This is a genomic window from Sorangium sp. So ce176 (assembly GCF_051519835.1).
GTDB lineage: Bacteria > Myxococcota_A > Polyangia > Polyangiales > Polyangiaceae > Sorangium > Sorangium cellulosum_G.
Genome location: NZ_CP150371.1, coordinates 7,144,278 through 7,164,851 on the forward strand (window position 1 = coordinate 7,144,278; position 20,574 = coordinate 7,164,851).

The window sequence follows — 20,574 nt, forward strand, 5'->3', positions numbered from 1 at the left end:
TGTCTCACGTGTGGCCTTCTGGCCATCGCCCCCGCTGCCTCGATCCGCGGCAACACGCTATTTGTAAACACCATTTGTAGCTCGCCTGTGGCGCGTTGCCTCGCGCGATGGCGCCGATGCGCGAGCGATCGCGCTTCGCGACACGGCCAGCCGCCCATGAACGGCCGTTGGCCCGGACCGTGCTCTGACAGGCAGCGCTCGCGGAGATCGCTCCAGCGAGACCGACTGCGCTCCGAGGAGCGCGCACCGGGGCATCGTGCAGAACTCGAGCAGCCGACAAGAACCCTCCAAGATGGAACCGGAAATCATCGACGAGCTCATCGTGCCTGTCGTCGCGCAGGAGCTGGAGGTGAAGAAGCGCACCGTCGAGTCAGGACGCGTGCGCATCACCAAGGAGGTCCGCGAGCGGGTCGAGGAGATCGAGGAGCCGCTCGCGCGCGAGCGCGTCTTCGTGGAGCGCGTCGCGATCGATCAGGTGGTGACCGAACCGCCGGCGACCCGCCAGGAGGGCGACACCCTGATCGTCCCGGTGGTCGAGGAGGTGCTCGTCATCGAGAAGCGCCTGGTGCTCAAGGAAGAGCTCCGCATCACCCGGGTCCGCTCGGTCGAACCGAGCCCGCCGGTGCACGTCACGCTCCGGAGCGAGGACGTCCGGGTCGAGCGCGTGCCGCCACGCGAAGGCGACGGAGCGTGACAGTTTTTTCGGGCCCGGCGTCATGGGCCCTGAACGGCAAACCCCACCTCGCGCCAGGCGCGAGGTGAACATGGCCGATGAGGCCGTGAAGCATGGAGGTCATCATGAACAACAGCGAACGATCCGTGTCCCCGTCCCAGCGCTCTCAGCAGATCAGCAAGTCGCAGCAGACGACCAGGAACGCCGCCTCGACAGCGAAGACCAGCGAGATCCGGGCCGACGTCCTGCAGGAGCAGGTCGCCGTCCCGGTGATCGAGGAGGAGCTCCAGGTCGGCAAGCGCGAGGTGAACCGCGGGGGCGTCCGCGTATCGAGCCGCCTGGTCGAGCAGCCTGTCGAGCGAGACGTGACGCTGCGCGAGGAGCACGTCCACGTCGAGCGGCACCCCGTGGACCGGCCGGTCCAGCCGTCGGCGCTCGACAGCTTCCAGGCCGGCACGGTGGAGCTCGTCGAGACCGACGAGGAGGCCGTCGTCGCGAAGAAGGCGCGCGTGATCGAGGAGGTCGTCGTCAGCAAGGCGGTGACGCAGAGGGCCGAGCAGATCCGCGAGACGCTGCGCCACACGGAGGTCCACGTCGAGCCGGTCAGCGCGACCCAGCGCAGCAACGGGATGAGAGGCTACGAGCAGTACGACGCCGAGTTCCGGAATCACTACCAGGCCGGCGCGTACTCCAAGCACGGCTATGCCTACGAGCAGGTCGCCCCGGCCTACCTGTTCGGCTACCAGCTCGGGACGTCCCAGAACTTCAGGGGACACGACTGGTCGACCATCGAGATGGAAGCGGGCAAGGCGTGGGAAGAGCGCAACCCCGGCACCTGGGAGCAGATGAAGTCGGCCGTGCGCCACGCCTGGGACAAGGTCTCCGGCAAGGCGTAGCGCGGCGGTCCTCAGCAGCGCCGAGCGCGAACGGGACCGAGAAGACAGGAGGCGCCGTGGGCTCGCTGCTCCCGGCGCCTTCTGGCGTCTCCAGGGCGCCCACGGCATGCGCGACCTGTTCAGGGCGCGGCGGAGCGCTTCGCCCCCGTGGAGATCGTGTGAGCGTTCACATAGCTCCCGCGCCCCGGCGTCGCGGCCTGCCCTCGCGGCGGAAGGGGATGTCGGCCCCGGTCCCGCCGGGGCCGCTCATTCGTTCTTCCCGGGCACGAAGCGGAGCGACGCGAGGCGCAGCAGCTCACCCGAGCCGCCCTTTGCCCTCAGGTAGACCTCGTGGGAGCCGGCGGCGCTCACCTTGCACGTCACGGTCGTCCAGGTCTCCCAGCCGCCGGTGGCCGGGATATCGCAGGTCGCGACGCGGCGGCCGCCCGCCAGCGGGTCGAGCCATACCTCGACGGCGCCGCCCTTCGCGCTGGAGGCCTGCAGCTCGATCTCGGTCGACGCCACGCCGCCGCTGCCCAGATCGACGCTGCCGTACATGGCCCAGTCGCCGTCCTCCAGGCCGCCCAGCACCGGCCCCGCCGACGGGCTCGACACGACCTCGGTGCCGGACTCCTGGTCCAGCTCCGCGGCCGCTATCGCGGTGAAGCCGTCGCGGTACGTGAACAGGTCGAAGTCAGCGCTCGCGTTGCTGGCAAAGACGCCGGCCTGGCTGCCGACCCAGCCGTTGTTGACTGTATCGTAGTCCTCGAGCGCGCTGATGTCGATCGGCTCGCCCACCTGGGTCCAGGTCAGGCGGTCCGTGCTGAACCAGCCGGTGGCCTCGTGGTCCTCGCCGTGCACAAGCTTCAGCCAGAGGGTGCGCTCGGCCGGCGCCGGGGCATCGAAGCTGATCTCTGTCGCGTCCACCGCTTCATAGGCGCTCTCGTCGGCGTTGGGGACGGGGACGACCGACCGGAACGAGAAGCGGATCCGGTCCTCTCCGTCCGCCCGGACGCGCGCCACCGACACCTCCTGGCTGATGGGGTGCATCCACGTCGGGAACGTCGTGAGATCCTGCTCCGGGACGGCGTTGCCCAGGCGAACGCCAGCCGCCTCGCCGTCCGCTTCGGGGGCGAAGTCCATCCTCACGACCATCGCCTTGGCGTGCAGCGCGTCCTTCTGGATCGCCCACCGCGTCTCGTCCGCCGCCGGCTTGAGCCGGAGCCACCCGGCGCGGTCGGTGACCGAGGTGCGATCGGACGGCATGTTGCCGTAGAAAGTCCAGGCCGGCGCGAGCTCGTCCCCGGTGAAGTCGTCGTTGACGGGCAGCAGGAACGGGATGTCGCTGGGCGGCAGCGCCGGCGCCGGCGCCGGCTCGCCCAGGCGACCGTTAACGACAGGGACCCCGGCGCCGCTCGCGTCGTCGATCCATGTCACCTGGCTGAGCAACCCCTGCCGGCCCAGACCACGCCGGTTGTTGTCGCACTCGTACGAGTGGGAGAAGACCCACCACGTGCCGTCGGCGATCTGGAACGGCGCGGTGCTGTGCTGCGCGCCGCTGAACGGGGCCTCTCCCTTGAGGACGCTGCCGAGCGGCGTCCAGTCCTCGGGGTCGCTGCTCAGCGTGGCCGAGCGCCACCCGTACTGCTCGCCGCCGCACCCCGTGTGGGTCGAATCGAAGTAATAGTAGAAGCCGTTTCGCTTCGTCATGGTGGGCCCCTCGGCCCAGTTCTCCTCGACAGCGCTGTCGGGGTCGGTCGCGGGATCACCGCACCCGCCGTTCTCCACGTCCCAGTTGACGAAGCTGAGATCGATCGACTCGCCGCTGAGCTGTCCGGTCTCGGGATCGATCTTCTGGAGCAGGTTGACGCCGAAGTTGTTCACCTCGCCGCCCGTCACTCCATTCCATTTGCACTGCCCCGCCTTCACGACCAGGTACGTAGTCCCGTCGTCGTCGACGAACACCGAGTCGTCGTAGCCTGTCCCGCGGTCGAACGAGACGAGCTCCGGGTCCTCTCCGGGCGGCGTGTAGGGGCCCACAGGCTCCACGTGGACGGGCTCTCCCCAGGGCCCCGCCAGGCTCTCGGCCTCCGCGAAGTACTGGTTGAAGTTGACGGCGAAGTAGACCCTGTAGCCGGCCGCGACCTTGACGATGAAGCCGCCCCACGTCCCGCCCCCCGCGGAGGTCGACGCCTCCAGGCCGGACCACGCCGGATCGACGACGCGCGACACGCGCTCCCAGCGGAGGAGGTCCCGCGAGTGAAGGATCTCGACGTAGGGTGAGATGTTGAAGCTGGAGCCGGTGATGTAGAAATCGTCCCCCTCGATGTAGATGTTCATGTCCGGGTGATCGCCGGGCAGGATCGGGTTGAGGTAGGTGGACTGGGGCTCGCCCGGCCAGCTCGCTGTCTCGAAGGCGGCGGTCAGCGTCTTGCTCCCGTCCACCTTGATCTCCACGACGTCGCCCGCCTCGCTCGCGGCCCCGCTCCATCCCGTGAAGTCGGCGCTCGGCGCGGGTCTGGCGGTCACGGTCACAACGGCGCCAGCCCTGTGCAGGTAGGTTCCAGGCGGAGGATCGGTCGTCCCGTCCCCCGTCGCCTCGATGGTCAGGGGATATTCCAGGGGCGATAGCTGCTCATCCCCTCCGCAGGACATGGGCAGGGGCCCGATCAGAATCATCGCCGTGATGAAAGCGCTGTGTTTTCTCATGGTCATGTCCTGAGTCATTCTGGCCGCCAATCCCGGCGACAGGGACCTCGGGCGGGTGCGCATGACGACCCGCGCAGTCTTCCGATCGAAAGGGCGAGCGCGGGCCACTGTGAACGTTCACACGACGGGTGTCAATTTCCCTCGCGCCCCCGGCCGCACGTCCGAGCGTGCCGCACCAGCCGGTGGAGGACCGTCTCCTCGGCAGGAGATCTCGGCGGCCTCCCGGACAGCCGGTTCCAGGCAAGCCGGGTCGGGCGCCGCCGCGGGGGACGGCCGCCGGTCCATCTCCCGCCAGCGCGGGTCCACAGCGGGCAGCATCGTCACGAGGAGATGCGCTGCGCCGCACGCCACCATCGCGAACAGGAGCCCGCCGGCGCGGATGAGCAGGCCGCGCACGAGGCCGCCGAACGAGGCTGGGCTCGCTCAGCGCAGCGCGGGGCGTGGGCGCCGGAGATCAAACGATCGGGCAGGCGTCCTTCGCCTCCTTGAGGTACCCCGTCACCTCGGCCCAGAACGGGCTCTGCTCCATCATGTTCCTGATGGCAGCATCGCTGTATTTGCAAGCGAGCCGGGTGTGCTTGGGATAGTAGATCTTGTATTGTTGGAGCAAGAATGCGTCCGGCTCGAAGACGGTCCGGAACGCGTCGTCCCGGGTGACATCGAGGAGCATCTGCTGCTGCGCGAGGAGGGTCGGATAGGTCTCCCGCTCCATGTCGAGCAGCTCGAAGTACACGACCGACTCGGCGCACTTCGCCGGGATCTCGGCCAGGACTGTGTCGCCCGTGGTGCTGTGCTTGGTGATCTGGCCCGTCGCATACTGGAGGAGGTGGACCATCTCGTGCGCGGCGGTGATCGCCTGAACGAGCCTGTTTTGCCGGGAGTTCACGCGTACCACGTACGGGAGAGCCATGTCCGCGTCGCCCCTCACCGCCAGGGATCCGAGATCGTCCTCGACGACGACCAGCTTCCCCTTGCCAAGGTGCTTCTCGAGCGCGGCGATGAGGCCCGCGGCGAGGAGCGAATCGGACAGGATCGCCAGGATCGCTTTGGTGATGAGGCGGGGCTCGGCGGTGGACGGCGTCGCGCGCTGAATGGCTCCCGCCGACCCCGTGGCCCGCGCCGCCGTCGCCGGGTGCGGAGGTCGAACCGCCGGCCTCGCCCCCGCCGCGGGAGGCTCCGCGAGCGCCGCGGGATCCGGGCGCCGCTGCGCGACGGTGGCCGGGTGCGGCGGTCGTCGCGGCTCGCCGTCGATCGCCGGGCGCTGCTGCACCACCGTGGCCGGATGCGGGGGTCTGTGCCCCGGTCGCCCTCCAAACGGATTGCCCGGCTTCGATCCCATCCTGGTCGGTGCACAGAGAGCACCGGAGCCCCCACCCGTGTCAACCCCCGTGACCTGGGCTGCGCGAGATCTGAAGCGCTTCATCCTCCCCGCACGGCGCGCTGAACGAACATCCCCTCGCGCCGTGAAGGTAAAGATGAGCAACTCCCCGCGGAAACGGCCGATCTGAAGGGGCTGGAGCTTGACCGACCGGCATCGAGGCTAGCGCCGCCCGCGCGAAGCCGCCGCGAAGCGGCGCAGAAGTCCGGCCATCCCTGGCCGGATTTCTGGCGGGCGGAGCTAGAGCGCCGCCCTCACCGCAGATCGCTGGAGCGCGTCCGCCAGGAGCGATCGGTAGAGCGGCGAGCGCTCGCGCAGCGACTCGTGCGTGCCCACCGCCGCGACCCTGCCGCCGTCGAGGAGCACGTTGAAGGTCGACCGCAGGAGGTGCGGCGCGTGGGTCACAACGACCGCGGTGCGCCCGCCGGCGACCTCGCACGCGGCGCGGAGGAGCGCCTCGGCGGTCGCGCCCGGCAGGCCCGCCTCGGGCTCGTCCAGCACGAAGACGCGCGGCTCGCGCAGCAGCACCCGCGCGAGCAGCAGCCGCCGCGCCTCGCCGCCCGACAGGCTCGGCGGCGAGGCGCGCACCTCGGTCCCGAGGCCGCGCGCCGCCGCCCGGACGACGCCCGGGGGCCCCGCTTCCGGCGGTGCGCCCGGCGCGCCCGGCGCGCCCGCGAGCTCGTCGAGCTCCACCAGGCGGAGCGCCTCCCGCATGCGGTCCTCCGACGGGCGAGGGTCGAGGCCGAGCGCAAGGTTGTCCCCGATGCTCCGCTCGAACAGCCGCGTCGACTGGCCCACCACGCCGAAGAGCCGCGGGAGCGCCTCGGGCGGGATCCGCCGCAGGTCCACGCCGCCCACGGTGATCGCGCCCGACGACGGCTCGTCGAGCCGCAGCAGCAGGCGCAGGAGCATCGATTTGCCGCTGCCGGATCGGCCGCAGATGCCGACCACCGCGCCGGCCGGGATCGAGAGCGACACGTCGTCGAGGACCGGGCCGGCAGCGCCCGGCGGGGTGAAGGTGACCCGCTCGAACACGATCGCGAGCGGACGCCTCGGTTCGCCGTCCAGACCCGCCGCGGCGCCTCCCGAGGACAGCGCGACCGCCGCGCCCTCTCCTGCCCCCGCCGCGCCCTCTCCCGCCACCGCCGCGTGGCCGCCCTCCGCGCGCGGCGGGTGCTCCGGCAGGCGGAGCAAGGCGAGCGTCGCGCGCAGCAGCGGGGCGCGCTCGATGAAGCCGGCGCGGAGCGCGTCGAGCGCCTCCAGGCGCGCCATCAGGAGCGGCACAACGAGCAGGAGCTCGCCGACCTCGCCCGCGCCGACGTCGCCGCGGGAGACAGCGATCGCCGCCACGATGACGAGCGGCGAGAGCGCCGCGAACACGCCCTTGATCTGGCCGGACACCGCGAGCGCCTGGCCGAAGCGGCGGCGCGCGTCGGCGACCCGGTACGCGGCCCCGGTGAGCTCGCGCACGGCCTGATCGCGGGCGCCGAGCAGGCGCAGGTCCTCGGCGCCCGCGAGCGCCTCGCCGACAGCGCCGAAGACGGCCGTGTCGGCGTGCTGCATCTCCCGCGTCGCGCGCGCCACGCGCCCGGACGCCCGGTCGGCCGCGAGCCGCGAGGCAGCGAAGAGCGCCGCGCCGCCGGCGAGCACGAGCGCCATGCCGCTCGAGACGAGCGCCGCGGCGAGCACCGCGAGCGTCGCGACCGCCTGCGGGAGGCCGGCGGCGACGGCGAGACCGAAATCGGCCACGAGGCCGGCGTCGCGCACGATCGCGAGCCGCACGACCTCGGCGCCCCGCGCGGGCGGAGCGGGCCGCGCGCCGGAGCCGGCCGCCGGCCGGGGCGCCGCGGGCCCCGCCGCCTTCGCGTCGAGGAGCCCGCGGCCCGCGGCGTCGACGTCCCGGGGCGAGGCAGAAAGCGCCGCGCGGAAGAGCGCGACGCGGAGCGCGGCGGTGAGATCGCCGGCGAGCTCGGAGCTCTTCCGGCCGGACAGCACGGCCACGGAGGCGGACGCGAGCGTGGCGGCCAGCGCCGCGAGGACCACGGCGGCCGTCGGCGCGCCGTCGAGCAGCCGGGCGATCGCGCCGCCGAAGCCGCTGGAGGGCCGCGCGGCGCGCCCGGCCACGGCGCCGATGGCCGCGCCGGCCACCGCCGGCAGGACGCCGGACAGGGCGCCCGCGAGCGACGAGAGCGCCACGACGAGCGCGAGGCGCGCGCCGGGCGCGCGGCGCAGGATCCCGGAGAGGACCGCGCCGCCCTCTGCCGGCGCCGGCGACCCCTCCGCCCCCCGCGACGCCTGCGACCCCTCCGCCCCCTGCGACGCAGGCGACCCCTGTGGCCCCGCCGACATGTGCGACGCGCGCCCCGCGTGCAGCGAGCGGAGACCGATCCGCAAGATCGCGAGGAGCGCGCGCATCGACGTGCGCCTCCACGCTACACCGCGGGCGCGGTTGCGCGCGACGCGCATCCGATCGACCCTCTCCGCGTGCGCACCGCGCTCGTGGTCCTGCTCCCGCTGCTCGCGGCCTGCGAGCGCCCGGAGCCCGCGCCGCCGGCGCAGGCCGACGCCGGGGCCCACGCCCCCTGGACGCGCGACGGCGCGGCGCCCCTCGCCCCCCACAGCGGAAGCCTCCGGACGGCCGGGGCGGCGGCGGTGAGCTCGGCCGAACCGGAGGCGCTCGAGGAGATCCTCGCCGCCGCGCGGCAGGCCGCGCCCAGGCCGGGCGGCGGCGGGACGATCGCGAAGATCGGCACGAGCACCGGCGTCCCGGAGCCCTCCGCGCGCCCGGCTGCGTCGGCGCCGCCGCCCGCGCCCGCGCCGCGATCGCGCGTCGAGATCGGCGCGCCCGCGGTGCAGGTCGACATGTCGAGCCCCGCCATCGAGAAGGCCGCGCGCGCGCAGCTCTACTGGGACCTCGTGCAGCGCTGCCGCGGCCCGGACGGGAAGATCCTGCCGCCCGACGTCATCCGGGTGGAGTTCAACGTCGACGCCGACGGCTACATCGTGGCGCCGACGATCATCGGGAGCGCGTCCGACCCGCGCTACGACGACGCGGCCACCTGCATGCGGCGGGAGCTGTCCGCCGCGACGTTCCGCGCGCCGGCAGGCGCGCGCGGGCTGCCCACCCGGGTGGACGCGACCGTGCCGTCCGTCGACTGACCCGGCGCCCCGCCGCCCCGACCCGGAGCGGCGCCTCAGTCGAGGCGCGAGACGCTGAGCGGCCGCAGGAGCGCCCGCTTCTTGTCCTGGTGCTCGTGCATGCGCTGGAGCACGTCGACAACGAAGTGGACCGTCGCGACGATGTTCTCGCCCTGGTTGAGCATCACGCACTCGGCGCGCGAGCTCATCGCCGCGTCCGTCACCTCCCCGCGCGTCGGCACGCCGGTCTTGTTCAGGCTCTCGAGCACCTGCGTCGCCCAGATCGCCGGGACCAGCGCGGCCTCGCAGAGCCACAGGAGCTCCTCCTGCACCTCGGCCAGCCGCACGAACCCCATCTCGACGGCCATGTCGCCGCGCGCCACCATCACGCCGACGTTCTCGCTGCGCATCGCCGTGAGCAGGAGCCGCGGGAACTGCCGGAACGCGGGCGTCGTCTCGATCTTGAGCACGAGCCCGAGGTGCGCGGCCTCGCGCGCGGCGAGCTCCGCCTGGAGGCGCTCCACATCGGAAGGAGTCCTCACGAACGACAGACCCACCATGTCGGCGTGGCGCGCGATGAAATCGAGATCCTCGAGATCCTTCGGCGTGAGCGGCGCGATCCCGAGCTCGGTGTCCGGGAAGTTGAGGCCCTTGCCCGGCTTCAGCTTCACGGAGCCCTGGCGCGCGAAATCCACCTCGACGAGCGCGGCGCCGTCGGTGACGAGCTTGACCGTGCCGCCGAGCCGCCCGTCGTCGTAGAACACCCGGTGCCCGGGCCGGAGGTCGTCGACGACCTCCGGGATGGTGCAGCCGACCGCGAGCGCCTCGCCCCCCTCGGCCGCCGCCGCGCGCGCCCGCTTCACGTCCTTCAGATCCTTGCACAGCCAGAGCTGCGGCCGCCCCCCCGACTCCGGGAGCGCGAGGCGCGCCGAGCCCCCGTCGACCTTGCTCACGATACTCACGCGCGGGTTGGGCCCGGCGATGTCGCACAGGATCTTGCACGCGAACCCGGTCTCCTGCGCCGCCCTCCGGAGCCGCCCGACGAGGCCGGCCCACTCGGCCGCGTCGCCCTTCGAGCAGTTGATCCGCGCGACGTCCATGCCCGCCTCGAGCAGCCGCTTCAGGTCGCGCTTCCGCGCGTCCCCGGGCAGCGTGACCATCACCCGCGTCTGGCGCCCCGGCCTCCCCTCGCCGAGCAGCGCCCGCGCGTGGTCCTCGAGCAGCGACTCCCCCGCGTCGAACGTGGTGGGGTGCTCGCCGGGAGGCCGCGTCCCGGGGCGCCCCGCGAGCGCGTCGAGCGCGCCGAGCACGGCGTCGAGCGACGCCAGCGCGCAGCGCTCGAGCCGGCCCAGCGAGCTCAGGCCGAACGAGGCGAGCTGCCGCTGGAGATCGCGGAGGTCGCGCTGCCGGACAGCGAGGTAGTGGAGCAGGTTCGTCGCGCCCGCGCGGTGCGCCGGGTGCGCCGCGTCGATCAGCGCCCGGTGACGCTCCTCGTGCTCGACGGCGCTCCCGCGCAGCGCCCCGACGGCGGTCAGCGCTTGCTCGATGGTGTGCGGATCAAGGCAGGTCATGGCGCGATCTCCAGGGTGCGCGCGGATGCTCTCATCCGCCGCGGCGCGCCGCAACGCCGGGCGCGCTACGCGGGGGCGCGGTACCGCGCCACCACGACGGTGATGTCGTCGTCGGGGCTCGGACACCAGCCCTCGACCTCCCTCAGGATGCGGTCGCGGATCGCCTCGACGGGCGACGCCTGCGCGGCCTCGATCGCGGCGCAGAGCCGCTCCAGGCCGAACTGCTCGCGGTGCGCGTTGCGCGCCTCGGTCACGCCGTCGCTGTACAGCACGAGGACGTCGCCGTCCTCCAGGATGAACTCGGCGTCCCGCGTCGCCGCGTCGATGACGGGCAGCACGCCGATCCAGACGCCCGTGCTCGGGATGCACACGCACCGCCGCGTGCGCGCCGAGCACACGATGATGTCATCGTGCGCCCCCGCGAACGTCACGCGCCCGTCGCGCTCGTACCGCAGGAGCAGCAGCGTCGCGTGCTCGTCCCGCCTCAGGCGGCCGCGCACGTTCTTGAAGATGGCCTTGTTGAGCGCGGCGAGGAGCTCGCTCGGGCTGGCGCCCGGCTCCTTGCTCGTCAGCGCGGAGACCATGCTCTGGATCATCAGCATCACGAGCCCCGCCGCGAGCCCGTGCCCCGCGACGTCGCCGATCCCCAGCCACCCGCCCCCGGGCGTCGCGATGACGTCGTAGTAGTCGCCGCCCACGTCGGCGGCCGGCGTCATCGACGCGCAGAGCTCGAGCCCCTCCACCTCGAGCTGCTCCGGCACCAGCGTCGTCTGGATGCGCGCCGCGACGACGGTCTCCTCGCGCCCCCGCTCCTGCTCCAGCCGCTCCCGCAGCTCCACCTGCCGGACCATCTCGCGGTGCAGCGTCACCGTCTTCACCGCGGAGCCGACCTGCAGGCGCAGCGCGTCGTACACCATCTCGTTCACGCCGCTGCTGAGCGCCATCAGCCCGAAATACTCCGTCTCGCCGAACGTGAGCGGCATGACGACCACGCTCCTGCGCTCGCTCGAGCTCAGGAACCCGGGCGGCGCGAGAAGGCGCGACGAGAAGCTCTCCGAGGGCGGCTCGAGCTCGCGGCCGTCCTCCATCAGGAAGAGCGCCTTCAGGGTGGCGCGCGTCGGGTCGTCGTAGAGCGAGATGGCGACGCGCGTGAAGCCCAGCCGGGGCAGCTCCGAGGCCAGCATGCGCTTGAAGAGCGGCAAGCTCAGGCACGTCGAGAACCACCGGCCGCTCCAGGCCAGGCCGATCGAGGCGAGCTCGACGTCGAGGCGCTGCCGCCCCTCGGCGCGCACGGAAGCGCTCCCGATGAGGACACGGCACGCATGCCAGAGCTGCTCGAGGGCCTCGTTCACCGCGGCCCCGGCCGGATCGCCGCCGGGCTGGCGGAGCCGCGCGCGCAGCAGCGTGATCACGCCCTGGAACAGGTCGAGGAACACCCCCTCGCGCCCGGCCGCGTCGAGCAGGCGCTCCAGCACGCGCACGAAGCGCCCCTCGCCCCCGGCGAGCTCCTGCTCCAGCGCCGACAGGAGCTCGCCCGCCCAGCCGTGGAGCGAGGAGGCCGGGATGCCCACGGCCTGCTCGAGCGCGCGCTCCAGCTCGCCTCGCCGGCCGGCGAGCAAGGTCGCCCCGACGCGGGGCGGCGGGATCGTGAGCGGCCCCGCGGAGACGGCCTGGTACGCGCAGCCGCAGGACTCGCGCCGCGTGAGCTCGACCTGCTGCAGGTTGCGCGGCGGCACCGGCGCGCCGTCGAGCATGCGCAGCACGGTCTCGAGCGCGATCTCCCCCAGCCGGTTGATCGGCTGGCGCACCGTGGTCAAGGACGGCTTCGTGTAGCGCGCCACGCCGACGTCGTCGAAGCCGCACACGAGGATGTCCCTGGGGACGCTCCGGCCCTGCGCCTTCAGCAGCTCGATCGCGCCGAGGGCCATGTTGTCGTTGGCGGCGACAACGGCGTCGATCTCGACCCCGCGGCCCAGGATCTCGGCCATCGCGGCGCGGCCGGTGTCGATCGTGAACTCGCCGTTCGCGACGAGGCGCTCGTCGTAGGGGAGCGCGCGCGCGGCGAGCGCCTTGCGGTACGCCTCGGCGCGGAGCCTCGCCTCGCCGTTGTTCGTCGGACCGCCGATGTACGCGACGCGCCGGCAGGCGTGGTCGTCGAGCAGGTGGCCGGCCGCCATCTCGATCCCGAGCGCGTTGTCGACGACGATGCTCGGGATGCCCTGCAGCGGGATCCCGATGCTGCACATGGGCAGCGGCGCGAAGTCCCGGCAGAAGCGCTCCACCCCCTCGACCCCCACGTGATTGCAGAGCGTCGCCGCGGCGATCACGATGCCGTCGACCGCCTCGGCGCCGACGAGGCGGTAGACGCTGTTCTGGGCGATCTCCGAGGGGCCGTGGCCGGCGAGCGTCTCCCCGACCGCGATGACGAGGTGGACGTCGTGCGCCTCGGCGGCGCGCTCCACCCCGATCCGCACCGCGGACTGATACTCGCCACGCACGTAATCCATCAAGAGGGCGATCGTACGGCGCTTCGTCGTCATGTGCTGCGGCTCTCGGGATCAGACGTCGGAGATCGACACGACGTCCGGCGACATGCGCTCGAGCGCCGTCAGGCTCCGCCGCTGCCAGCCGAGCCGCGCGTCCGTGATGAACTCGACCTTGCACTTCATGCCCTGGCCCGGGAGGCCGCAGATGAAGCTGATGAACGCCTTCAGACAGCTCGAGTTCAGGAAATAAAGCGCCCTGACGTCGAACGCGACGCGGTTGATGGAGAGGCGCATCACCTCCGCCTGGAGCGCCTTGAGGCAGAGGCCGAGCGAGGGCGCCGCCGCCATGTCGCCTGTCCCGCTGAGCTTCACGCTGAGGGCGTCGTCCCTCAGGGTCGGCTCGATCCCGAAGCTGTCCGTGACGACAGGCTCAACCCGTAAACTGCTCATCTACCCTCCACCTCCGCCGCCGGCGCCCCCGCGAGGATCATCGGCTCGCTCCCGTCGGTCGTGTCATCCACGTCGAGCCCGCCCTCCGCGCGCACCTGCCCCGCCCGTCGCAACAGCGTTGCAATCGTCTGCTCACACGAGAAAACGTGGCGCACAAGGAACGGTGACGCGTCCTGGATCGGTTCGGAAGCTAACACGCCTTGGCCAGAGTACGTGGTTCTCGACCCGGAGCCAATCCCTCTTGCCCCGGTGTGCGACACGTGGGCAAGGGAGCGGCTTCGATTGACATGCAGCGCATGGCGACCGCGCGCGGCGCGCGATCAGGGCCGCCGGGGGGCGCGGTATCTCGCCACGACCAGGGTGATGTCGTCGTCGGGGCTCGCGCACCAGCCGTCGACCTCCCTCAGGACGCGATCGCGGATGTCATAGACGGACGCGTACTGGGCGGACTCGATCGTGGAGCAGAGGCGCTCGAGGCCGAACTGCTCGTGGTGCGCGTTGCGCGCCTCGGTCACGCCGTCGCTGTACAGCACGAGCACGTCTCCGTCCTCGAGGAGGAACTCGGCGTCTCGCGTCATCGCGTCGATGACGGGCAGCGCGCCGATCCAGACGCCCGTGCTCGGGATGCAGACGCAGCGCCGCGTGCGCGCGCGACACACGATGATGTCGTCGTGCGCCCCCGCGAACGTCACGCGGCCGCCGCGCTCGTACCGCAAGAGCAGCAGCGTCGCGTGCTCGTCGCGCTGCAGGCGGCTGCGCACGTTCTCGTAGACCGCCGCGTTGAGCGCCGAGAGCACCTTGCCGGGGCTGGCGCCCGGGTCCCTGCGCGTCAGCGCCGACACCATGCTCTGGATCATCAGCATCACGAGCCCCGCCGCGAGCCCGTGCCCGGCGACGTCGCCGATGCCGAGCCACCCGCCCCCGGGCGTCGCGAGCACGTCGTAGTAGTCGCCGCCCACGTCGGCGGCGGGCCGCATGACGGCGCAGAGGTCGAGCCCCTCGACCGAGAGCTGCTCCGGGGCGAGCGTCGTCTGGATGCGCGCCGCGACGACGCTCTCCTGGCGGACCTTCTCCTGCTCGAGCCGCTCGCGCAGCTCCACCTGCCGGATCATCTCCCGGTGCAGCTCGGCGGCCTTCACCGCGGAGCCGAGCTGGAGGCGGAGCGCGTCATAGACCAGCTCGTTCGCGCCGCTGTCGAGCACCGCGACGCCGAACTTCTCCGTGTCGCCGAACGCGACAGGGAGCGCGATCAGCGTCTGGCGCTCCGCGCTGTCCATGAACCCCGGGGGCATGAGGAGGCGCGCCGGGAAGCTCAGCGGCGGCGCCTCCACCTCGCGGCCGCCCTCCATCAGGAACAGCGGCTTCATCGTGGCGCGCTCCGCGTCGGCGTCGTCGTAGAGCGACACAGCGGCGCGGGAGAGCTCCAGCGCCGGCAGCGTCGACGTCATCACGCGCTTCAGGACAGGCAAGCTCAGGCAGGTCGAGAAGCTCCGCGCGCTCCAGCTCAGGTAGAGCGACGCGAGCTCGACGCTCAGCCGCTTCTCGCCCTCGGTGCGCACGGACGCGCTGCCGACGACGACGCGCGCCGCGTGCCAGATCCGCTCGAGGGCGTCCTGCAGCTCCCTGTCCTTGCCGTCCTCGGGCGGCCGGGAGAGCCGCTCGCGGAGCAGCGTGATCGCGCCCTGGAAGTGCTCGACGATCGCGCCCTCGCGCCTCGCCGCGTCGAGGATCGCCTCGAGCGCGCGCAGGAAGCGGCCCGCAGCCGCCTCTCCGGACAGCTCCTCCTCGAGCGCCGACAGGAGCTTGCCGGGCCAGCCGTCGAGCATGCTGGTCGGGATCATCACGCTCCTCCTGAGCGCGCGCTCCAGCGACTCGCGCTGTCCGGCGAGGTAGAGCGCCCCGCCCCGGGTCGGCGGGCCCGGGGGCGCGAGCGAGGCGCTCGCCTGGGTCCCGCAGCCGCAGGACTCGCGGCAGGTGAGCTCGACCCCGAGGAGCGTCGTCCCGTCGACGTGCTCGCCGTCGAGCATGCGGATCATCACGTCCGCCGCGATCGACCCGAGCCGCTTGATGGGCTGGCGGACGGTGGTCAGCGACGGCCTGGAGAAGCGCGCGATGGCGGCGTCGTCGAAGCCGGAGATGAGGATGTCGTCCGGGACGCGGAGCCCCCGCTCCGCGAGCTCCTCGATGGCCCCGAGCGCCATCTTGTCGTTGGCGGCGACAAGGGCGTCGAACTCGACCCCGCGGCCGAGGATCTCGCGCACCCCGGCGCGGCCCGAGTCGATCGAGAACGCGCCGAACGCGAAGAGCCGCTCGTCGAGCGGGAGAGATCGCTGCGCGAGCGCCCTCCAGTAGGCGTCGGCGCGCGCCTTCGCCTCCTCGTTGTTGGCGGGGCCGCCGATGTACGCGACGCGCTGGCGCCCGTGGACATCGACCATGTGGCCGACCGCGAGCTCGATCCCGAGGGCGTTGTCGACGATGACGCACGGGATCCCCTGGATCGCCATCCCGATGCTGAAGACGGGCAGCGGCGGGTAAGCCCGGAAGAACTCCCGCATGCCCTCGACGCCGACGTGGTGGCAGAGCGTGGCCGCGGCGACGATGACGCCGTCGACCGTCTCCGCGCCGATGAGGTGATAGATGCTGTTCTGCGCCGCCGCGGTCGTCCCGGGGAGCGCGAGCGTCTCGCCGAAGGCGATGAGGAGATTGACGTCGTGCGCCTCGGCGGCCCGCTCCACCCCGAACCGCAGGTCGGACTGGTAGTCCCCTCCCACGTAGTCCATCAGGAGGGCGATCGTCCGGCGCTTCTTCGTCATGGCCTGCGGCTCTCGGGTCAGGTGTCCGTGATCGAGACGAGCTCCGGCGACATGCGCTCGAGCGCCGTCAGGCTCCGCCGCTGCCAGCCGAGCCGCGCGTCCGTCACGAACTGGACCTTGCACTTCAGCCCCTGGCCCGCGAGGCCGCAGATGAAGCTGATGAACGCCTTCAGGCAGCTCGAGTTCAGGAAGTAAAGGGCCCTCACGTCGAACTCGACGGCGCTCACGCGCAGGCGCACCGCCTCCCACTGCAGTTCCTTGAGGAGGCTGCCAAGCGGCGCGACCGCCGCCATGTCGCCCGTGCCGGTGAGCTTGATGCGGAGGGAGTCGTCCCTCAGCGCCGGCTCGATCCCGAAGCTCTCCGTGACGACCGGCTCAACCCTCAAGTTGCTCATCTACCCTCCATCTCCCGACCGGCGCTTGCGCGATGATCGTGAGCTCGTTCCCCTCGATCTTGTAGTCCACGTCGAGCCCGCCCTCGGCGCGAACCCGCGCGAGGCCGAGCCCTGACACCCCCTCTACCATCGCCGTCTCGGTGATGAGATCGTCGTAATGCTTCACCGGATCGACCGCCGTCTTCAGCTCGAAGAGCCGCCGCTCCACCTCGCGCAGCCGCTCCGGAGACGCCTCGTTCCGCGCGCAGATCTTCATGACGCACGAGCTGTCGCGCTCCTCGAGCGCGAGCTCGAGGCTGACCCTGGGGCCGCTGGAATACTTGATGATGTTCTCCGCGAGCTCGTGCGCGGCCATGTAGAACCTCGAGCTCACATTCGCGTCGTCCAGCACCATGCTACAGAAGCTGGACACCAGCCGAAGCACGCTGTTGGCCATCCGCTCGGTCGGATAGAACGTGATACACAAGAAGAGTGAGCCGTTCTGACTCGGTTCGGACACTGGCACGATTCGATCAGCGTACGGCTTTCTCGATCCGGATCCAATCCCTTCTGCGCGCGGGACGGAACATGGCGTTCATGTAGGAGAGCCGGCGGAACCGGGCGCCAGCGGGCGCGGCGCGCTGTACCTCGCCACGACGATCGTGATGTCGTCATCGGGGCTCGGGCACCAGCCGTCGACGTCCCTCAGGATGCGATCGCGGATCGCCTCGACGGGCGACGCCTGCGCGGACTCGATCGTGGCGCAGAGCCGCTCCAGGCCGAACTGCTCGCGGTGCGCGTTGCGCGCTTCGGTGACACCGTCGCTGTACAGCACGAGCACGTCTCCGTCCTCGAGGAGGAACTCGGCGTCTCGCGTCATCGCGTCGATGACGGGCAGCGCGCCGATCCAGACGCCGGAGCTCTGGATGCAGACGCAGCGCCGCGTGCGCGCGCGACACACGATGATGTCGTCGTGCGCCCCCGCGAACGTCACGCGCCCGTCGCGCTCGTACCGCAGGAGCAGCAGGGTCGCGTGCTCGTCCCGCTTCAGGCGGCTGCGCACGTTCTCGTACACGGCCGCGTTGACGGCGGAGACGAGCTCGCCCGGGCTGGCTTCCGGATCGCTGCGCGTGAGGGCCGAGATCATGCTCTGGATCATCAGCATCACGAGCCCCGCCGCGAGGCCGTGCCCCGCGACGTCGCCGATGCCGAGCCAGCCGCCCCGGGGGGTCGCGAGCACATCGTAGTAGTCGCCGCCCACCTCGGCGGCCGGCCTCATGACGGCGCAGAGGTCGAGCCCCTCGACCGAGAGCAGCGGCGGCACCAGCGTCGTCTGGATGCGCGCCGCGACGACGCTCTCCTGGCGGACCTTCTCCTGCTCGAGCCGCTCGCGCAGCTCCACCTGCCGCACGACCTCCCAGTGCAGCGCCGCGGCCTTGACCGCGGAGCCGATCTGGAGGCGGAGCGCGTCATAGACCAGCTCGTTCGCGCCGCTGTTGAGCACCCCGACGCCGAACTTCTCCGTGTCGCCGAAGGCGACAGGGAGCGCGACCATGCTCCAGCGCTCGTCGTCCTTCAAGAACCCCGAGGGCACGAGCCAGCGCGCCGGGAAGCGGGCCGAAGGGGGATCCAGCTCGAGGCCGTCCTCCATCAGGAAGAGGGGCTTCAGCATGTCGCGGTGCGCGTCGTCGTAGAGCGACACAGCGACGCGCGAGAACTGCATCCTCGGCAGCTCCGACGCCATCATGCGCCGCAGGATGGGCAGGCTCAGGCAGGTCGAGAAGCTCCGCGCGCTCCAGCTCAGGTAGAGCGACGCGAGCTCCACGTTGAGCCGCTTCTGCCCCTCGGCGCGCACGGACGCGCCGCCGATGACGACGCGCGCCCCGTGCCAGATCCGCTCGAGCGCCTCCTCCAGCGCGGCGTCCCGCCGCTCCCCGGGCCCGGGGCGGAACCGCTCGCGCAGCAGCGTGATCACGCCCTGGAAGTGCTCGAGGATCGCGCCCTCGCGCCCCGCCGCGTCGAGGAGCGCCTCGAGCGCGCGCAGGAAGCGGCCCTCGCCCGCCTCTCCCCCGGCGAGCTCCTCCTCGAGCGCCGACAGGAGCGCGCCGGCCCAGCCGCGGAGCGAGCCGGCCGGGATCGCGACGCTCTTCTCGAGGAGGCGCTCGAGGTCGGCCCGCTGGTCGGCGGGCGGGAGCGGCGCGCGCCGCGCCATGCCGGAGGGCGCGCCCGCTGTCTCCGCCGGGTAGCCGCAGCCGCAGGACTCGCGCAGCGCGAGCTCGACCGGGAACAGGCTGCGCTCCACGACGGGGGCGCCGTCGATCATGCGCAGGATCGTGTCCAGGGCGCGCGCGCCGAGCCGCTTGATGGGCTGGCCGATGGTGGTCAGGGACGGCTTCGTGAAGCGCGCGATGGCCACGTCGTCGAAGCCGCACACGAGGACGTCCTTCGGGACGCTGATGCCGCGCGCCTGGAGCACCTCGATCGCCCCGAGGGCCATGTTGTCGTTGGCGGCGACAACGGCGTCGAACTCGACCCCGCGCCCCAGGATCTCGCGCATCGCGGCGCGCCCGGTGTCGATGGTGAACGCGCCGAACGCGAAGAGCCGCTCGTCGAAGGGCAGAGATCGCTCCGCGAGCGCCCGCCAGTACGCGGTGGCGCGCACGCCCGCCTCCTCGTTGTTGGCCGGGCCGCCGATGTACGCGATGCGCCGGCGACCGTGGTCGTCGACCATGTGCCTGACGGAGATCTCGATCCCGAGGGCGTTGTCGACGACGAGGCTCGGGACGCCCTCGATCGCCATCCCGACGCTGCAGACGGGCAGCGGGGCGTAGGAGCGGCAAAACCGCTGCATGCCCTCGATGCCGACGTGGTGGCAGAGGGTCGTCGAGGCGACGATGATGCCGTCGACCGTCTCCGGGCCGATGAGCCGATAGATGCTGTTCTGCGCCGACGCTGTCGTCCCGGGGAGCGCGAGCGTCTCGCCGAAGGCGACGAGGAGATTGACGTCGTGCGTCTCGGCGGCGCGCTCGACCCCGAAGCGCACCTCGGACTGGTACTCGCCTCGTACGTAGTCCATCAGGAGGGCGATCGTCCGGCGCTTCTTCGTCATGGCCTGCGGCTCTCGGGTCAAGTGTCCGTGATCGAGACGAGCTCCGGCGACATGCGCTCGAGCGCCGCCAGGCTCCGCCGCTGCCAGCCGAGCCGCGCGTCCGTCACGAACTCGACCTTGCACCGTAGCCCGAGGCCCGGCAGGCCGCAGATGAAGCTGATGAACGCCTTCAGGCAGCTCGAGTTCAGGAAGTAAAGGGCCCTCACGTCGAACTCGACGGCGCTCACGCGCAGGCGCGCCGCCTCGGCCTGAAGGTCCTTGAGGAACAGGCCGAGCGGCGCGACCGCCGTCATGTCGCCCGTGCCGGTGAGCTTGACGCGGAGGGAGTCGTCCCTCAGCGCCGGCTCGATCCCGAAGCTCTCCGTGACGACGGGCTCAACCCTCAAGCTTCTCATCTACCCTCCACCTCCCAACCGGCGCGTGCGCGATGATCGTCAGCTCGTTCCCCTCGATCCTGTAGTCCACGTCGAGCCCGCCCTCGGCGCGCACCCGCGCGAGGCCGAGCCCCGACACCCCCTCCAGCATCGCTGTCTCACAGATGAGGTCATCGTAGTGCTTCACCGGATCGGCCGCCGTCTTCAGCTCGAGGAGGCGCCGCTCCACCTCGCGCAGCCGCTCCGGAGACGCCTCGTTCCGCGCGCGGATCTTCATGATACAGGCGCTCTCGCCCTCCTCCAGCGCGAGCTCCAGGCTGACCCTGGGGCCGGCCGAATATTTGGTGATATTCTCGGCGAGCTCGTGCGCGGCCATGTAGAACCTCGAGCTCACGTTCGCGTCGTCCAGCACCATCCCGCAGAAGCTGGAGACGAGCCGCAGCACCGCGGTGGCCAGCCGCTCGCTCGGGAAGAACGTGATGCACAGGAACAATGAAGCATTCTGGCTCGGTTCAGGCGCTGGCACGATTGAAGCAGCGTACGGCGTTTCACGGGCAGATCCAATCCCCTCGGCCCGCTCGCGATCGCGCAGGTGAGCGGGCGCCCTACAACAATCCGCGTTGA

Annotated in this window: 15 protein-coding genes; 3 read left to right on the forward strand and 12 right to left on the reverse strand. The window is 71.8% G+C overall.

Features of this window, described 5'->3' with window-relative positions:
- Nucleotides 1-292: 292 nt before the first annotated feature.
- Entirely contained in the window at nucleotides 293-694 is a 402-nt protein-coding gene (locus tag WMF42_RS26735; RefSeq protein WP_061612274.1) for a YsnF/AvaK domain-containing protein, read from the forward strand.
- A gap of 104 nt (nucleotides 695-798) precedes the next feature.
- Nucleotides 799-1,569 (forward strand): YsnF/AvaK domain-containing protein, encoded by a 771-nt coding sequence (locus tag WMF42_RS26740; RefSeq protein ID WP_437685584.1) that lies wholly within the window; start codon nucleotides 799-801, stop codon nucleotides 1,567-1,569.
- 246 nt (nucleotides 1,570-1,815) lie between these two features.
- Here WMF42_RS26740 and WMF42_RS26745 read toward each other — a convergent pair whose 3' ends face one another.
- From WMF42_RS26745 to WMF42_RS26755, 3 genes are all read right to left on the reverse strand, one after another.
- Nucleotides 1,816-4,263: a family 43 glycosylhydrolase gene (locus tag WMF42_RS26745; protein WP_437685586.1), complete on the reverse strand. Its 2,448-nt coding sequence runs from the start codon at nucleotides 4,261-4,263 to the stop codon at nucleotides 1,816-1,818.
- A 448-nt stretch (nucleotides 4,264-4,711) separates the two neighbouring features.
- Complete coding sequence (locus tag WMF42_RS26750) at nucleotides 4,712-5,530, reverse strand: hypothetical protein (protein ID WP_437685588.1); 819 nt, start codon at nucleotides 5,528-5,530, stop codon at nucleotides 4,712-4,714.
- Nucleotides 5,531-5,875: 345 nt separating this feature from the next.
- A complete protein-coding gene (locus WMF42_RS26755) occupies nucleotides 5,876-8,050 on the reverse strand; it encodes an ATP-binding cassette domain-containing protein (RefSeq protein WP_437685590.1) in 2,175 nt (724 codons plus the stop codon).
- A 69-nt stretch (nucleotides 8,051-8,119) separates the two neighbouring features.
- On the opposite strand from WMF42_RS26755, the gene WMF42_RS26760 reads away from it, so the two are divergent.
- A complete protein-coding gene (locus WMF42_RS26760) occupies nucleotides 8,120-8,794 on the forward strand; it encodes an energy transducer TonB (protein ID WP_437685592.1) in 675 nt (224 codons plus the stop codon).
- Between the two features lie 35 nt (nucleotides 8,795-8,829).
- Here the strand turns inward: WMF42_RS26760 and WMF42_RS26765 are convergent, their stop codons facing one another.
- From WMF42_RS26765 to WMF42_RS26805, 9 genes are all read right to left on the reverse strand, one after another.
- Nucleotides 8,830-10,344 (reverse strand): pyruvate kinase, encoded by a 1,515-nt coding sequence (locus tag WMF42_RS26765; RefSeq protein ID WP_437685594.1) that lies wholly within the window; start codon nucleotides 10,342-10,344, stop codon nucleotides 8,830-8,832.
- Between the two features lie 65 nt (nucleotides 10,345-10,409).
- Nucleotides 10,410-12,884 (reverse strand): SpoIIE family protein phosphatase, encoded by a 2,475-nt coding sequence (locus WMF42_RS26770; protein ID WP_437685596.1) that lies wholly within the window; start codon nucleotides 12,882-12,884, stop codon nucleotides 10,410-10,412.
- 18 nt (nucleotides 12,885-12,902) lie between these two features.
- Nucleotides 12,903-13,280 (reverse strand): hypothetical protein, encoded by a 378-nt coding sequence (locus tag WMF42_RS26775; RefSeq protein WP_061607691.1) that lies wholly within the window; start codon nucleotides 13,278-13,280, stop codon nucleotides 12,903-12,905.
- Nucleotides 13,281-13,600: 320 nt separating this feature from the next.
- On the reverse strand, nucleotides 13,601-16,093 hold the full coding sequence (locus WMF42_RS26780; RefSeq protein ID WP_437685598.1) for a SpoIIE family protein phosphatase: 2,493 nt from the start codon (nucleotides 16,091-16,093) through the stop codon (nucleotides 13,601-13,603).
- Between the two features lie 17 nt (nucleotides 16,094-16,110).
- Entirely contained in the window at nucleotides 16,111-16,488 is a 378-nt protein-coding gene (locus WMF42_RS26785) for a hypothetical protein (protein ID WP_437685600.1), read from the reverse strand.
- Nucleotides 16,469-16,924 (reverse strand): hypothetical protein, encoded by a 456-nt coding sequence (locus tag WMF42_RS26790; protein ID WP_437694354.1) that lies wholly within the window; start codon nucleotides 16,922-16,924, stop codon nucleotides 16,469-16,471. Before WMF42_RS26790 ends, WMF42_RS26785 begins: the two co-directional genes overlap by 20 nt.
- A gap of 138 nt (nucleotides 16,925-17,062) precedes the next feature.
- On the reverse strand, nucleotides 17,063-19,576 hold the full coding sequence (locus tag WMF42_RS26795) for a SpoIIE family protein phosphatase (protein ID WP_437685601.1): 2,514 nt from the start codon (nucleotides 19,574-19,576) through the stop codon (nucleotides 17,063-17,065).
- A 17-nt stretch (nucleotides 19,577-19,593) separates the two neighbouring features.
- Entirely contained in the window at nucleotides 19,594-19,971 is a 378-nt protein-coding gene (locus tag WMF42_RS26800; RefSeq protein WP_437685603.1) for a hypothetical protein, read from the reverse strand.
- Nucleotides 19,952-20,476: a hypothetical protein gene (locus tag WMF42_RS26805; protein WP_434041427.1), complete on the reverse strand. Its 525-nt coding sequence runs from the start codon at nucleotides 20,474-20,476 to the stop codon at nucleotides 19,952-19,954. The genes WMF42_RS26800 and WMF42_RS26805 overlap by 20 nt, the downstream gene beginning before the upstream one ends.
- Nucleotides 20,477-20,574: the final 98 nt, after the last annotated feature.